At 71.5% G+C, this 12432-nt stretch carries 13 protein-coding genes; 10 read left to right on the top strand and 3 right to left on the bottom strand.

All coding sequences use genetic code 11. From position 1 onward, the window contains the following. Window positions 1-9: 9 nt before the first annotated feature. The 7 genes from rsmI to ACYVJ3_RS01470 all read left to right on the top strand — a co-directional run bounded on the left by rsmI (window position 10) and on the right by ACYVJ3_RS01470 (window position 7573). Window positions 10-837, top strand: coding sequence for a 16S rRNA (cytidine(1402)-2'-O)-methyltransferase (gene rsmI / locus ACYVJ3_RS01500; RefSeq protein WP_460850712.1), 828 nt, complete (start codon window positions 10-12; stop codon window positions 835-837). Then, window positions 830-1678, top strand: coding sequence for an alpha/beta fold hydrolase (locus ACYVJ3_RS01495; protein WP_460850711.1), 849 nt, complete (start codon window positions 830-832; stop codon window positions 1676-1678). The genes rsmI and ACYVJ3_RS01495 overlap by 8 nt, the downstream gene beginning before the upstream one ends. A 3-nt stretch (window positions 1679-1681) precedes the next feature. After that, the gene (locus ACYVJ3_RS01490; protein WP_460850710.1) at window positions 1682-2542 is read left to right on the top strand and encodes a TatD family hydrolase; all 861 of its coding nucleotides are present in this window, start codon (window positions 1682-1684) and stop codon (window positions 2540-2542) included. 268 nt (window positions 2543-2810) lie between these two features. Further along, window positions 2811-3950 (top strand): transglycosylase family protein, encoded by a 1140-nt coding sequence (locus tag ACYVJ3_RS01485; RefSeq protein WP_460850709.1) that lies wholly within the window; start codon window positions 2811-2813, stop codon window positions 3948-3950. A 50-nt stretch (window positions 3951-4000) separates the two neighbouring features. Continuing rightward, entirely contained in the window at window positions 4001-4855 is an 855-nt protein-coding gene (gene rsmA, locus ACYVJ3_RS01480; protein WP_460850708.1) for a 16S rRNA (adenine(1518)-N(6)/adenine(1519)-N(6))-dimethyltransferase RsmA, read from the top strand. Beyond that, on the top strand, window positions 4852-5769 hold the full coding sequence (locus ACYVJ3_RS01475) for a 4-(cytidine 5'-diphospho)-2-C-methyl-D-erythritol kinase (RefSeq protein WP_460850707.1): 918 nt from the start codon (window positions 4852-4854) through the stop codon (window positions 5767-5769). The genes rsmA and ACYVJ3_RS01475 overlap by 4 nt, the downstream gene beginning before the upstream one ends. Continuing rightward, entirely contained in the window at window positions 5762-7573 is a 1812-nt protein-coding gene (locus ACYVJ3_RS01470; protein ID WP_460850706.1) for an ABC-F family ATP-binding cassette domain-containing protein, read from the top strand. Before ACYVJ3_RS01475 ends, ACYVJ3_RS01470 begins: the two co-directional genes overlap by 8 nt. Here ACYVJ3_RS01470 and ACYVJ3_RS01465 read toward each other — a convergent pair. Further along, window positions 7570-8064 carry a MarR family winged helix-turn-helix transcriptional regulator gene (locus tag ACYVJ3_RS01465; RefSeq protein ID WP_460850705.1) on the bottom strand — a complete coding sequence of 165 codons (495 nt, stop codon included), beginning with the start codon at window positions 8062-8064 and terminating at the stop codon, window positions 7570-7572. The two genes, ACYVJ3_RS01470 and ACYVJ3_RS01465, sit on opposite strands and share 4 nt — an antisense overlap. Window positions 8065-8132: 68 nt before the next feature. Here ACYVJ3_RS01465 and ACYVJ3_RS01460 point away from each other — a divergent pair, with 68 nt between their 5' ends. After that, the gene (locus ACYVJ3_RS01460; RefSeq protein ID WP_460850704.1) at window positions 8133-8564 is read left to right on the top strand and encodes a VOC family protein; all 432 of its coding nucleotides are present in this window, start codon (window positions 8133-8135) and stop codon (window positions 8562-8564) included. Between the two features lie 70 nt (window positions 8565-8634). On the opposite strand, the gene ACYVJ3_RS01455 is transcribed toward ACYVJ3_RS01460, so the two are convergent. After that, the gene (locus ACYVJ3_RS01455) at window positions 8635-9462 is read right to left on the bottom strand and encodes a hypothetical protein (RefSeq protein ID WP_460850703.1); all 828 of its coding nucleotides are present in this window, start codon (window positions 9460-9462) and stop codon (window positions 8635-8637) included. A gap of 151 nt (window positions 9463-9613) precedes the next feature. Between ACYVJ3_RS01455 and ACYVJ3_RS01450 the strand changes: the two genes are divergently transcribed. Together ACYVJ3_RS01450 and ACYVJ3_RS01445 are read left to right on the top strand one after the other, a co-directional pair. After that, window positions 9614-11206, top strand: a complete 1593-nt coding sequence (locus tag ACYVJ3_RS01450) for a sigma-70 family RNA polymerase sigma factor (protein ID WP_460850702.1) — start codon at window positions 9614-9616, stop codon at window positions 11204-11206. 67 nt (window positions 11207-11273) lie between these two features. Next, complete coding sequence (locus ACYVJ3_RS01445; RefSeq protein ID WP_460850701.1) at window positions 11274-11759, top strand: hotdog fold domain-containing protein; 486 nt, start codon at window positions 11274-11276, stop codon at window positions 11757-11759. 8 nt (window positions 11760-11767) lie between these two features. Here the strand turns inward: ACYVJ3_RS01445 and ACYVJ3_RS01440 are convergent, their stop codons facing one another. Continuing rightward, the gene (locus ACYVJ3_RS01440) at window positions 11768-12409 is read right to left on the bottom strand and encodes a hypothetical protein (protein ID WP_460850700.1); all 642 of its coding nucleotides are present in this window, start codon (window positions 12407-12409) and stop codon (window positions 11768-11770) included. Window positions 12410-12432 lie beyond the last annotated feature (23 nt).

The raw sequence follows: 12432 nt of genomic DNA, 5'->3' as shown, positions 1-12432 counted from the left end.
ATCCGGCACATGCTGGTTCTTGCCGGAACGCCCATCGGCCGTCCGAGTGACGCATCCCCGCGTCTCGCCGAGGAGCTCGCCGGGGCCGACGTGATCGCGGCCGAGGACACCCGGCGCCTGCGGCGCCTCGCCAACGACCTCGGCATCGAGCTCACCGCGCGCATCGTCAGCTACTTCGAGGGCAACGAGACGGCGCGTACGCCGCAGCTCGTCGAGGCCCTCGAGGCGGGCGAGCGGGTGGTGCTGGTGACCGACGCCGGCATGCCGAGCGTCTCCGACCCGGGCTACCGGCTGGTCGCCGCGGCCGTCGAGAAGGACCTCCCGATCACCGCGGTCCCCGGGCCGTCGGCGGTCCTCACCGCACTCGCCGTCAGCGGCCTGCCCGTGGACCGGTTCTGCTTCGAGGGCTTCCTGCCGCGCAAGGCGGGGGAGCGGTCGCGCCGCCTGGCCGACCTCGCGGGCGAGCAGCGCACGATGGTCTTCTTCGAGGCGCCCCATCGCACCGCCGCCGCGCTCACCGCGCTCGCCGAGGCGTTCGGCGCAGACCGGCGGGCGGCGGTCTGCCGCGAGCTGACCAAGACCTACGAGGAGGTACGCCGGGGAACGCTCGCCGGTCTCGCGCAGTGGGCCGCCGACGGCGTCAAGGGCGAGGTCACCGTCGTGGTGCAGGGCGCGGACACCGCCGCGAACAGCGTCGCCACCGACCCCGATAGCCTCAAGGTGGCGGTCGCCGCGCTCGAGGCCGAGGGCCTGCGGCGCAAAGACGCGATCGCCGAGGTGGCGGTCCGGGCCGGGCTGCCGAAGCGAGAGGTCTACCAGGTGGTGCACGTTGACTGAGCAGCTCACGATCCAGGTCGAGCGCGACGGACTCGTCTTCGACGTCTTCGACTCCGGTCCGCGCGACGGCGAGCCCATCGTGCTGTTGCACGGCTTCCCGGAGCGCTCGACGTGCTGGGGCGCCGTCGTACCCCTCCTCAACGCCGCCGGCTACCGCACCCTGGCGATGGACCAGCGCGGGTACTCCCCGCGAGCGCGTCCCCGGGGCCGCAAGCCCTACCGCGTCACCGAGCTCGCGCTCGACGTCGTGGCGATGCTCGACCAGGTGCTCGGCAAGAACGAGCGGGCGCACGTCGTCGGCCACGACTGGGGTGCCGTCGTCGGGTGGACGCTGGCCTCGCTGCACTCCGAGCGCGTGGTGACCTACACGGCCGTCTCGGTGCCGCACCCCGGCGCCTTCGCCAAGGCGATGGTGCGCTCGAGCCAGGGCCTGAAGTCCTGGTACATGGCCTACTTCAACATCCCCGGCCTGCCCGAGTACGTCACCCGTCGCTTCCCCAAGGTGATGGACCACCAGCTGCGCGCCAGCGGCATGACCGACGAGGGTGTCGCCCGGTTCCGGCGCGAGATCGTCGAGGACGGTGCGCTGCCGACCGCGCTGAGCTGGTACCGCGCGCTGCCGCTCAACGACCCGCGCGACGCGTTCACCCCCGCCAAGGTCCCGACCACCTTCGTCTGGAGCAGCGCCGACGTCGCGCTGGGGCGCTGGGGTGCCGAGCACACCGAGGCGTACGTCGACGCCGACTACCACTTCGTGGCGCTCGAGGGGCTCAGCCACTGGCTGCCCACCGAGGCCCCCGACGTCCTCGCGGACGCGATCCTGTCGCGCGTCGGCGGCTGAGCCGTGGCGGACAAGCGGGACGAAGGGCGTCCGCCGGCCCCTGAGCCGCTGCCGCACCCGGTGGTCGACAACCACTGCCACATGGACCTCTCGCGCGGCGGTCCGCGCGGTGACGCACCGACCCCGGTCGAGCAGGCCCTGGCCGAGGCGGCCGCCGTCGGCGTACCCCGCATCGTGCAGATCGGCTGCGAGCTGCGTGGCGCGCGCTGGGCGGTCGACGTCGCCGAGCGCTTCCCGCAGGTCATCGCCGGCGTCGCGCTGCACCCCAACGAGGCGCCGGTGCTGGCCGAGCGGGGCGAGCTCGAGGCGGCGTACGCCGAGATCGAGCGCCTCGCCCAGGCCCACGACAAGGTCCGGGCCGTGGGCGAGACCGGGCTGGACGCCTTCCGCACCGGCGAGGACGGGCGCAAGGTCCAGCGCGAGAGCTTCGAGTGGCACATCGACCTGGCCAAGCGCCTCGACAAGACCCTGGTCATCCACGACCGCGACACCCACGACGAGGTCCTGGAGGTGCTCGACGCGGTCGGTACGCCGGACCGCTGGGTGATGCACTGCTTCTCAGGCGACGCCGCGTTCGCCGCGGCGTGCCTGGAGCGCGGCGCCTTCCTGTCCTTCTCCGGCACCATCACCTTCGGCAACGCCGAGCCCCAGCGTGAGGCCCTCCGGCTCGCGCCGCAGGACCGGATCCTGGTCGAGACCGACGCTCCCTTCCTGACGCCGACGCCCTACCGCGGTCGCGACAACGCGTCGTACCTCATCCCGCTCACCATGCGTCGCATGGCCGAGGAGCGCGGCGAGGACCTCGCCGCGCTGTGTGCGGCGGTCGATGGCAACACCGAGGCCGCGTTCGGCGGTAGCTGGTAGCTGTTGCAAGCATCCAGCAAGCGCGCTGGGTGTGACCCGTGTGACCCGTGGGGCCGAATGAGCGCGAGTAGCACCACTCAGACGCCGAAAATGCTTGCAATAGTTTGCAATCCGGGCCGTCAGCCGCTGGAGTAGACCACTGAAGGCCGGGATCGGGAACAGATCCGGCCAGCAGCCCCGCGGCGCGGAACATGCGTCCAGCGGCAACACTCCTCTCGGGCGGGTGGCTGGTCGCCCGAGGCCCGGGGAGCACGACGGCTGGAGCCCCGTGAGTTCGAACAGCAGCATCCTTGGCAAGACCACCACCCTCTTCTCGCGCCTCACCTCGAGCCGCCTGGCCCTGGCCGTGACCGCCGCTGTCGTGCTGGTCGCCCTGGCCGGCACGACGTTCGGTTACCGCGCGATGACCACCTCCGTGACCCTGTCCGTCGATGGCAAGGAGCGCACGGTCCGCGTCTTCGGTGACAAGGTCTCCGACGTGCTCGCGGCCGAGAACATCAAGCTCGGCTCCCGCGACCTCGTGCAGCCTGCTGCTGACGAGTCGATCGACGACGGCACCAAGATCGCCGTCCTCTACTCCAAGCCGATCGAGCTCACCGTGGACGGCAAGACGTCCACCCACTACGTCACCGCGACCTCCGTCGAGGGCGCTCTCGAGCAGATCGGCACCGTCTACCGCGACGCGCGCCTCTCGATGAGCCGTGGCATGACCCTCGACCGTGACGGCGCCTCCATCAAGGTGCTCACCCCCAAGACGCTGCGCGTCCAGGTCGGGTCGGCCAAGCGCAAGAAGGTCGACGTCCCGGCGATCACCGTCGCCGACGCCCTCACCTCGATGCACGTCAAGTACGACAAGAACGACATCGTCAAGCCGGGCCTGAAGAAGAAGGTCCACGACGGCATGAGGATCACCTTCACCAAGGTGACCACCAAGACCGTGAAGGTCGACGACGAGTCGTACGCCGCCGCTGCGATCCGCAAGGACGACAGCTCGGCGTTCCAGGGCACCGAGACCGTGGTCCGCGAGGGCAAGCCCGGTACCCGTGACGCGACGTACAAGGTCATCTCGCACAACGGCCACGTCTTCAAGCGGATCCTGATCAAGGCGAACGTGACCCGCGAGGCCGTCGCCGAGATCGTCAAGGTCGGCACCAAGGCGCCCGTCGTCGCGAACGCCGGCATGTGGGACCGCATCGCGGCCTGCGAGTCGGGCGGCAACTGGCACATCAACACCGGCAACGGCTACTACGGCGGCCTGCAGTTCGACATCGGCACCTGGCTGAGCAACGGTGGCGGCCAGTTCGCCCCCCGTGCCGACCTGGCGAGCCGGGAGCAGCAGATCACCGTGGCGAACCGCGTGTACGCCGCCCGCGGCCTGTCGCCGTGGGGCTGCCGTGGCGCTGCCTGATCGCTCCAGCGAATCCAAGAACCATGCGGGTCGGCCCTAGGCTGACCCGCATGGTTCGTCTGCTGGGTCCTGCGGAGGTCCGCGACCTGGCGGCCCGCTTCGACATCCGGCCCACCAAGCAGCGGGGCCAGAACTTCGTCATCGATGCCAACACGGTCCGGCGGATCGTGCGGGAGTCGGGAGTGACCGAGGGCGAGGTCGTCCTCGAGGTCGGTCCCGGTCTCGGGTCGCTGACGCTGGCCCTCCTCGAGGTGGGCGCGAGCGTCACGGCGATCGAGCTCGACACGGCCCTGGCCGACGCGCTGCCCGGCACTATCGCCGACTTCGGCCCCGACGTGGCCGACCAGCTGCTCGTCGTCAACGCCGATGCGCTCAAGGTGACCGAGGTGCCGGGTCCGCCGCCGACCGCCCTCGTCGCGAACCTGCCCTACAACGTCTCGGTGCCGGTCCTGCTGCACCTGATGGCGCTGCTGCCGTCGCTGCGCCACGGGCTGGTCATGGTCCAGTCCGAGGTCGCCGACCGTCTCGCGGCCCCTCCGGGGTCCAAGACGTACGGCGTCCCGTCGGCCAAGGCCGCTTGGTACGCCGACGTACGCCGTGCCGGCGCGATCGGCCGCAACGTCTTCTGGCCGGCGCCCAACGTCGACAGCGGGCTGGTCGCCTGGACCCACCACGCGCCGCCGACGACCGCCGTCTCCCGCGAGCAGGTCTTCGCGGTGATCGACGCGTCGTTCGCCCATCGCCGCAAGGCCCTGCGCGGGTCGCTGCGCGACCTCGCCGGCTCCTCCGAGGCCGCCGAAGCGGCGCTCACCAGGGCCGGCATCGACCCGCTCGCCCGGGGCGAGTCGCTCGGCATCGACGAGTTCGTCGCGCTCACGGAGGCGATCGCCGAGGTGACCGCATGACCGCCGCCCACGTGGAGGAGCCGGAGCCGAGCGTCACGGTCCGCGCGCCCGCCAAGATCAACCTCCAGCTCTCGGTCGGCGCTCCGCGGCCGGACGGGTTCCACCCGCTCGCGACGGTCTACCAAGCGGTCGCGCTGTACGACGACGTGACCGTCACCGAGGCCGAGGACTGGTCGGTCCGGCTGGCCGAGCACGTCGACGGCGTACCGGACGGCGACGCCAACATCGCGATCCGCGCTGGCAAGGCGCTGACCGCCCACCACGACACCCAGCTGGCCGCCGAGATCGTGATCGCCAAGGGCATCCCGGTCGCCGGGGGCATGGCCGGCGGCTCTGCCGACGCGGCGGCGACGCTGGTCGCGCTCGATCGGCTCTGGGACCTGGAGACCTCCGACGAGGATCTGCTGGCCATCGCCGCCACCCTCGGCAGCGACGTGCCCTTCGCGCTCCTCGGCGGCACCGCCACCGGCCTCGGCCGTGGTGAGGTCGTCGCCCCCGTCGAGGACACCACCCAGTGCTGGTGGGTCGCGGTCTTCTCCGACGAGGGCCTGTCGACGCCGCTGGTCTACGGCAGGTACGACGAGGTCGCCCCCGACGCGACCGACCCCGCTCTCTCGCAGGCGCTGCTGGACGCGCTCGCGGCCGGCGACGTCGCCAAGGTCGCGGCGGCGCTGGGCAACGACCTCTGGGCACCCGCCCTCGGGCTGCGCCCCGACCTCGCGGCCACGCAGGAGGCGTTGCGGGCGACCGGCGCGCTCGGCGTGCTGCTGTCGGGGTCGGGCCCGACCATGCTGGGTCTCTACGACAACGGGTTCTCGGCGCGCGCCGCGCAGGCCGAGCTGAACGAGAAGGGTCTCGAGTGCGCGATCGCCACCGGTCCGGTGGCAGGGGCGCACGAGGTCATCTATGGCTAATCTCCTGAACCTCGAGAAGGTCTCCAAGTCGTACGGCGTACGTCCGCTGCTCACCGACGTGAGCCTCGGTGTCGCCGCCGGCGAGCGGATCGGCATCGTCGGCCGCAACGGCGGCGGCAAGACCACGCTGCTCGAGGTGATGACCGGCCTGGAGGAGCCCGACAGCGGTCGCGTCTCGATGAACCGCGGGCTGCTCATCGGCTACCTCCACCAGGGCGACGGCCTGCACGACGACCACTCCGTCCGCGAGGCCGTGCTGCGCGGCAAGGCCGACCACGAGTGGGCGGCCGAGCAGGGAACCCGCGAGGTCGTGGAGGTGCTCCTCGCCGGCCTCGACCTCGATCGCGTCGTCGACGGTCTGTCCGGTGGCGAGCGCCGCCGCTGCTCGCTCGCAGCGCTGCTGCTCGACGAGTGGGACCTGATGGTGCTGGACGAGCCCACCAACCACCTCGACGTCGAGGCCGTGGCCTGGCTCGCGAAGCACATGCGCAACCGGCCGTCCGCCCTGATCGTGGTGACCCACGACCGGTGGTTCCTCGACGAGGTCGTCGAGACCACGTGGGAGGTCCACGACGGCGAGGTCGACTCCTTCGAGGGCGGCTACGCGGCGTACGTCCTGGCCAAGGCCGAGCGGTCCCGCCAGGCCTCGGCCTCCGAGGCCCGCCGCCAGAACCTGATGAAGAAGGAGCTGGCCTGGCTCCGTCGCGGCGCCCCGGCCCGCACCTCCAAGCCCAAGTTCCGCATCGACGCCGCCAACCAGCTGATCGAGGACGTGCCGCCGCCGCGCGACCGCTTCGAGCTGCAGAAGTTCGCGACCCAGCGGTTGGGCAAGGATGTCATCGACATCGAGGACGTCGAACTGACCCGCGGTGACAAGCAGCTGCTCTCGCACGCCACCTGGCGGCTCGGCCCGGGTGACCGGGTCGGCATCGTCGGCGTCAACGGCGCCGGCAAGTCCTCGGTGCTCAAGCTGATGTCCGGCGAGCTCACCCCGAGTGCCGGTCGCGTACGCCGCGGCCGCACCATCGCGCTGCGCCAGCTGGCGCAGTCGGCGCGTGAGGACCTCCCGCCGGACGCCCGGGTGCTCGGCACCGTCGAAGGCATCCGTCGGGTCACCAAGACCGCCGACGGCGAGATCTCGGCGACCTCGATGCTGGAGCGCTTCGGCTTCACCGGCGACCGGCTCACCGCTCGTGTCGCGGACCTGTCCGGTGGGGAGCGCCGCCGGTTCGAGCTGCTCCGCTCGCTGCTCGACGAGCCCAACGTGCTGCTCCTCGACGAGCCCACCAACGACCTCGACATCGAGACCCTCAACGTCCTCGAGGACTTCCTCGACGGCTGGCCCGGCACGCTCATCGTGGTCTCCCACGACCGCTACTTCCTCGAGCGTGTCACCGACACCGTGTGGGGCCTGATGGGTGACGGCCAGATCCGCCACCTGCCCCGAGGCGTCGACGAGTACCTCGAGCGGCGGGCCGCCGGGGTCAACGCGGCGCCGTACGCCGCGACCTCCGCCAGCAACACCTCGTCGGCCCGGCCCGAGCCCGCCGCGGCCGCGCCCGCCGTGGCGACCAAGGCCAAGGCCGGTGGCGCCGAGGAGCGCAACGCCCGCAAGGCGGTGGCCCGGATCGAGAAGCAGCTCGCCCGGATCACCGAGGAGCAGGCGACGCTCGAGGCCGCGATGGCCACCCATGCGCAGGACCACCAGAGGCTGGCCGAGCTGGCCAAGCGTGCCGGTGAGCTCGCGGAGCAGCGCGAAGAGCTCGAGCTCGAGTGGCTCGAGGCCGCAGAGGTCCTCGGCTAGGACTGCGCGGCGTAGCGCGTGAGCAGGCCGCGCAGCAGGTCGGCGAGCGCCTCGCGCTCGGCAGGGGACAGGTCGGCGAGCAGGGCCGCCTCGGCCTCGAGCAGCGCGGCGAAGGCGCCGTCGACGGCCTGCTTGCCCTCGGGCGTGAGTCGCACCAGCACGCCGCGACGGTCGGCCGGGTCGGGGTGGCGCTCGACCAGGCCGCGCTGGGTGAGCCGGTCGACGCGGTTGGTCATGGTCCCCGAGGTCACCAGCGTCTCGCGCAGCAGCCGCCCGGGCGACAGCTCGTAGGGTGCGCCCGCGCGGCGGAGCGCGGCGAGCACGTCGAACTCCCAGCCCTCGATCTCATGGGCGGTGAACGCCGTACGCCGCTCGCGGTCGAGGTGGTGCGCGAGCCGGGAGATCCGGCTGAACACCGCGACGGGGGAGAGGTCGAGGTCCGAGCGCTCACGCGCCCACGCCTCGATCAGCTCGTCGACCTCGTCCCGCATGCTCGTCACTTTACGCGAGCGACAAAGAATCTTGACGTCGAGACATGCGGTCGACGTACGGTGCCTCCATGCGACTGCACCACGTCCAGGTCTCCTGCCCGCCCGGAGGAGAGGACGCGGCGCGTGCCTTCTACGGCGCCGGCCTCGGCATGACCGAGGTGCCCAAGCCCGAGGAGCTCGCCCGGCGCGGCGGCGCCTGGTTCCGGTCGTACGACGCCGCGGGCGACGTCACGGCCGAGCTCCACGTCGGGGTGGAGGATCCGATGGCCCCGGCGGCCAAGGCGCACCCGGCGCTGCAGCTCGACGACGTGGCCGAGCTGGAGGAGGTCGCGGCCCGCCTCGAGGAGCAGGGCTTCGCGATCGACTGGAGCCAGCGGCACAACGCCGACGGGCTCGAGCGGTTCCACACCTTCGACGGTGCGGGGAACCGCGTCGAGATCCTGACAGTCACCGGTAACCAGACCGGGGACCTGCGGCGGATGAGCGAACCCGAGATGTAGCTCATCCTTCTGCCGTCCCGTCGTCCCCCCCAGGCACGTCGGAACGGCACCCGCAGGTGCCCCGAGTCTGTTAGCCGACGGCCACCAGGCCCCCGATCTCCCGAGGCAACGGGTCATGCCCGGCCTCGGCAGCCTCCTCGCGGCACAGGTCGACGAACGCCGCGATGACGGCGGCGGCGTACGACTTGCCCGCAAGCTCTGCGATCTCCACGAGTCGTGTGGAGTACGGCGACCACGGGTCGCCCATCACCAGCGCGAGCTGGTGGCGCCACTCGACGATGGTCCCCCGGGACGCGACGTCGGCCAGCTCCTCGGCCGAGTCGAGCACGGGCACCGCCCAGGTGCGGTCGACGCCCTGGACCATCAGTGCCTGCGCTGCACGCAGCGAGGCCCAGGTGATCCGTTCGGCGCCCTGCTCGGTCATCGGGTCGGCGGCGAGCCGGTCCCGAAGGTCCGAGGCGACCATCCGGCGGATGGCACGGGTGGCCAGCGGCAGACCGGCGTGGCTCTCCAACGGAGCGCCGTGCCGGTGCTGCAGCTTGGCCAGCCGCTTGCCCCCCAGGAGGTCGGACAGGTCAGCCAGGGCCGCGTGGTCGAGGACGTCGTCGAAGATCGCCAACCCGAAGAGGTTGGCCGTCGCCGCGCACGCCGGAACGGAGTGCATGCCGTCGTTGGCCTCGATGAAGTCCAGGAGCCGCTCCCAGGCGTCCAGGTCCTCACTCGGCACGATTACGGTGCGGTCGAGCGCCTCGAGGATGACCTCGAGGGATCTCTGATGGCCCGGCGCCACCCTCCGCCGCCGGGTGACCACCTGCTCGCGCAGTGCGGTGGCCCTCCGGGCCATCGCGCGCGGTCGCAGGTCGATGACGCGGAGGTTCGAGGTGCCGCGGTGCGTCACTTCGAGCTCCTTTCGCCGTTGGCCCTGGCGGGCCAGTCACCTACCAAGACGTGCGTTGTCGCGGAACATCACGCGGTTTTCGGGAAATCTCGAAAAAAGTTGGGAAATGGCAGACTCGGTAGGACACGACCACGAACTGGGGGCATTTCCGATGTCGTACGACGCGACCACCACGCCTGAGGAGCAGCTGCTCCTGCGTGTGCGCGCCGGCGACAACGACGCCTACCAGCAGCTCTACAGCGACCACGTCGACGACGCGGCCAAGCTCGCGCGCATCCTCGTCGGCAACGACAACGCCGACGAGCTGGTCTCGGAGTCCTTCGCGCGGGTGCTCGCGTCCCTGCGCAACGGTGGCGGTCCGACCGAGAACTTCCGGTCCTACCTCCACGTCACGATCCGCAACGGCTACCGCGACTCGCTGCGCGGCACCCAGGAGGCCCCGGTCTCCGACCAGCCCTGGCTCCTCGACGAGACCGAACCGGCGGTCGACGAGATGGTCGAGGGCCTCGACGAGAGCGTCGCGGTCGACGCGCTCGCCACGCTGCCCGAGCGGTGGCGGCAGGTCCTGTGGCACGTCGAGGTCGAGGGTCGCAAGCCGGCCGAGGTCGCTGAGCTGCTCGACATCGCCCCGCGCACCGTCTCCTCCCTGGCGCACCGCGCCCGCGAGGGCCTCAAGCGGGCCTACCTCGATCTCCACACCGGCCCTGAGCCGACCGCCGAGGAGTGCCGCTGGGTGCACGCGCGCATGAGCCAGTCGGCTCGCGGCGACCTCAGCGACCGCGCCCAGGCCAAGCTCGACCGGCACCTGGACACCTGCGACGACTGCGCCGCCGCGTTCCTGGTGGTGGGCCAGCTCAACAGCAAGCTCGCGGCGTACGTCCTGCCGATCGTCCTCCTCGGTGTGGTCTCCAGTGGCAAGGTCGCCGCCTGGCTCGGCGCGGCCGCTGGTGGCGCAGCGGTGGTCGGTGGAACCGCGGGCGCGGCCGGTGGCAGCTCGGGTGGTGCCGCCTCCGGCTCGAGCGGCTTCGGTGGTCCGGTCGTCGGCGGCGTGGCCGCTGCTGCGGCGATCGTCGCCGTCGTCGCCGGTGCGTTCGCGCTGACCAACCAGCACCAGGGGCACTCCGCGGCTCCCGACGCCACGCCCGCCCGCACGGTGAGCAAGGCGAAGACCGACGCGGCAGCGCCCGCCAAGGTCGCGCCGCGCGTGACGCCGCCTGCGCCGCCGGCGCCTGCGCCGGCCCCTGCGCCGGCACCTGCCGTCGTCGTGCCGACCTCGGCCGCGCCGACGCCGACGCCCACTCCCACCCCGACGCCCACTCCGACGCCGACGCCGACGCCGACCCCGACGCCCACGCCGACTCCCGCGTGCGGGCCGTGCACGGTGCTGACATCGGTGACCTCGTCGCAGCAGGGCAGCTCGGGCAAGTGGACCGCGAACCTGACGGTCACCACGTCCGGCGGCGACCCCCGCGACATCAAGCTGCAGTTCTCCCTCAACCGCCGCCTCGACGTCACCTCGATCTCAGGCGCGGGGTGGAGCTGCGTCGACCCGACGGGTGCGGCCCCCAGCCACCTCAACGGCAGCGCCACGATCGTGACCTGCACGTTCAGCTATGCCGGCACGGCCCCGCCGGTGCTCACCGTCCAGGCCGACGACGTCGACCCCAGCCCGGCGCCGAGCTCGCTGCCCTACTGGGCCAAGGTGACCTCCGGCGCCGACAGCAACGCGCTGCACTCCAGCTGAGGGCGTCCGACGGATCACACCCCGGTGCCATGGACCGGACTAGTTACCGACCAGTAACGTTCGTGGCATGAGCGCTCTGCACCAGCTTTGGAAGACCACCACCGGCGTACCGGTCGTCGGCGACACGCTCGGCAAGAAGGTCTTCTCCTTCATGTTCAGCCAGAAGGCGCCGTACTTCGCCTCCATCCACGCCACCGTGCGTGAGTGCCGCCCCAACCACGCCGAGGTCCGGATCCCGGCTCGTCGCTCGGTGAAGAACCACATCGGCACCATCCACGCGATCGCGCTGTGCAACGGCGCCGAGATGGCGATGGGCGCGCTCGCCGAGACGACCGTCCCGGCCGACAAGCGCTGGATCCCCAAGGGCATGGACATCCGCTACACGGCCAAGGCCGACGGCCCGTACGTCACGGTGGTCGCCGAGACCGATGCCGAGCAGTGGCAGGTCGAGGGCGACCTCGACGTACGTGTCAAGGCGCTGACCGTCGAGGACAAGGTCTGCTTCGAGGGCGTCATCAAGCTGTGGGTGAGCAACAAGCCGACGAAGGCCTGAACCCCTCGTCAGTACGTCGTGTTCGCACCGAGTGCGCTGAAGAACTGCTCGATCGCCGAGCGGTGCTCGGCCCAGTCGGTGCCACACACGCCGAGTGCGCGCAGCGCGTAGTCACCGGCGCGATAGCCGAGGGCCTCGCCCTCGACGCCGCTGGCGGAGTGGAGCTCCACGACGCTGAGCTGTGACTGTGCCTCCGCGGCACCCTTGTTGACGTGGTTGGCGAACATCCGCTGGGTCGGGGTGCTGATGGTCAGCTTCATCTTCAGGCTGCGGCCGGCGTCCGCGGCGTAGTCCGAGGCGATCTGGTCGGAGTCGGGCGCCTTCCTCGTCCCCAGCCCCGAGGGCTGGTTGAGGGTCACGGTGCAGCGCGAGGTGCCGATCTGCCACTGGAGGGTGCCCGTCTCCGTCCGCAGCTGGTGCCAGTCGGCGGGAACCTCCCGGGGGACCGACCAGGTCAGGTCCTTCGGCGGTACGCCGGCGACGAGCTTGGCCGTCAGCCCGGTGTCGTCGCCCGTCGTGCTCGTGCTCTCGCCGCCGGGCCCGCTCGGGCTGCTCGGGCTCTTCGAGAGGGCCGAGCCGCCGCCGCTGCCGCAGGCGGCACAGGAGAGGGCGAGCAATGCGGCAGCAAGGGTCCCGAGAGTCATGCGCATGGCTGGATTGTGGCCCACGGCTC

Source organism: Nocardioides montaniterrae (assembly GCF_054782655.1).
The sequence above is the reverse complement of the archived record's forward strand: the minus strand, read 5'-3'. Positions and strand labels throughout refer to the sequence as shown.

Coding starts and splice junctions, on each gene's coding strand:
- rsmI (WP_460850712.1), top strand. CDS start 10: ATGCTGGTTCTTGCCGGAACGCCCATCGGCCGTCCGAGTGACGCATCC.
- rsmA (WP_460850708.1), top strand. CDS start 4,001: ATGGTTCGTCTGCTGGGTCCTGCGGAGGTCCGCGACCTGGCGGCCCGC.
- ACYVJ3_RS01475 (WP_460850707.1), top strand. CDS start 4,852: ATGACCGCCGCCCACGTGGAGGAGCCGGAGCCGAGCGTCACGGTCCGC.
- ACYVJ3_RS01470 (WP_460850706.1), top strand. CDS start 5,762: ATGGCTAATCTCCTGAACCTCGAGAAGGTCTCCAAGTCGTACGGCGTA.
- ACYVJ3_RS01465 (WP_460850705.1), bottom strand. CDS start 8,064: ATGCGGGACGAGGTCGACGAGCTGATCGAGGCGTGGGCGCGTGAGCGC.
- ACYVJ3_RS01460 (WP_460850704.1), top strand. CDS start 8,133: ATGCGACTGCACCACGTCCAGGTCTCCTGCCCGCCCGGAGGAGAGGAC.
- ACYVJ3_RS01450 (WP_460850702.1), top strand. CDS start 9,614: ATGTCGTACGACGCGACCACCACGCCTGAGGAGCAGCTGCTCCTGCGT.
- ACYVJ3_RS01445 (WP_460850701.1), top strand. CDS start 11,274: ATGAGCGCTCTGCACCAGCTTTGGAAGACCACCACCGGCGTACCGGTC.
- ACYVJ3_RS01440 (WP_460850700.1), bottom strand. CDS start 12,409: ATGCGCATGACTCTCGGGACCCTTGCTGCCGCATTGCTCGCCCTCTCC.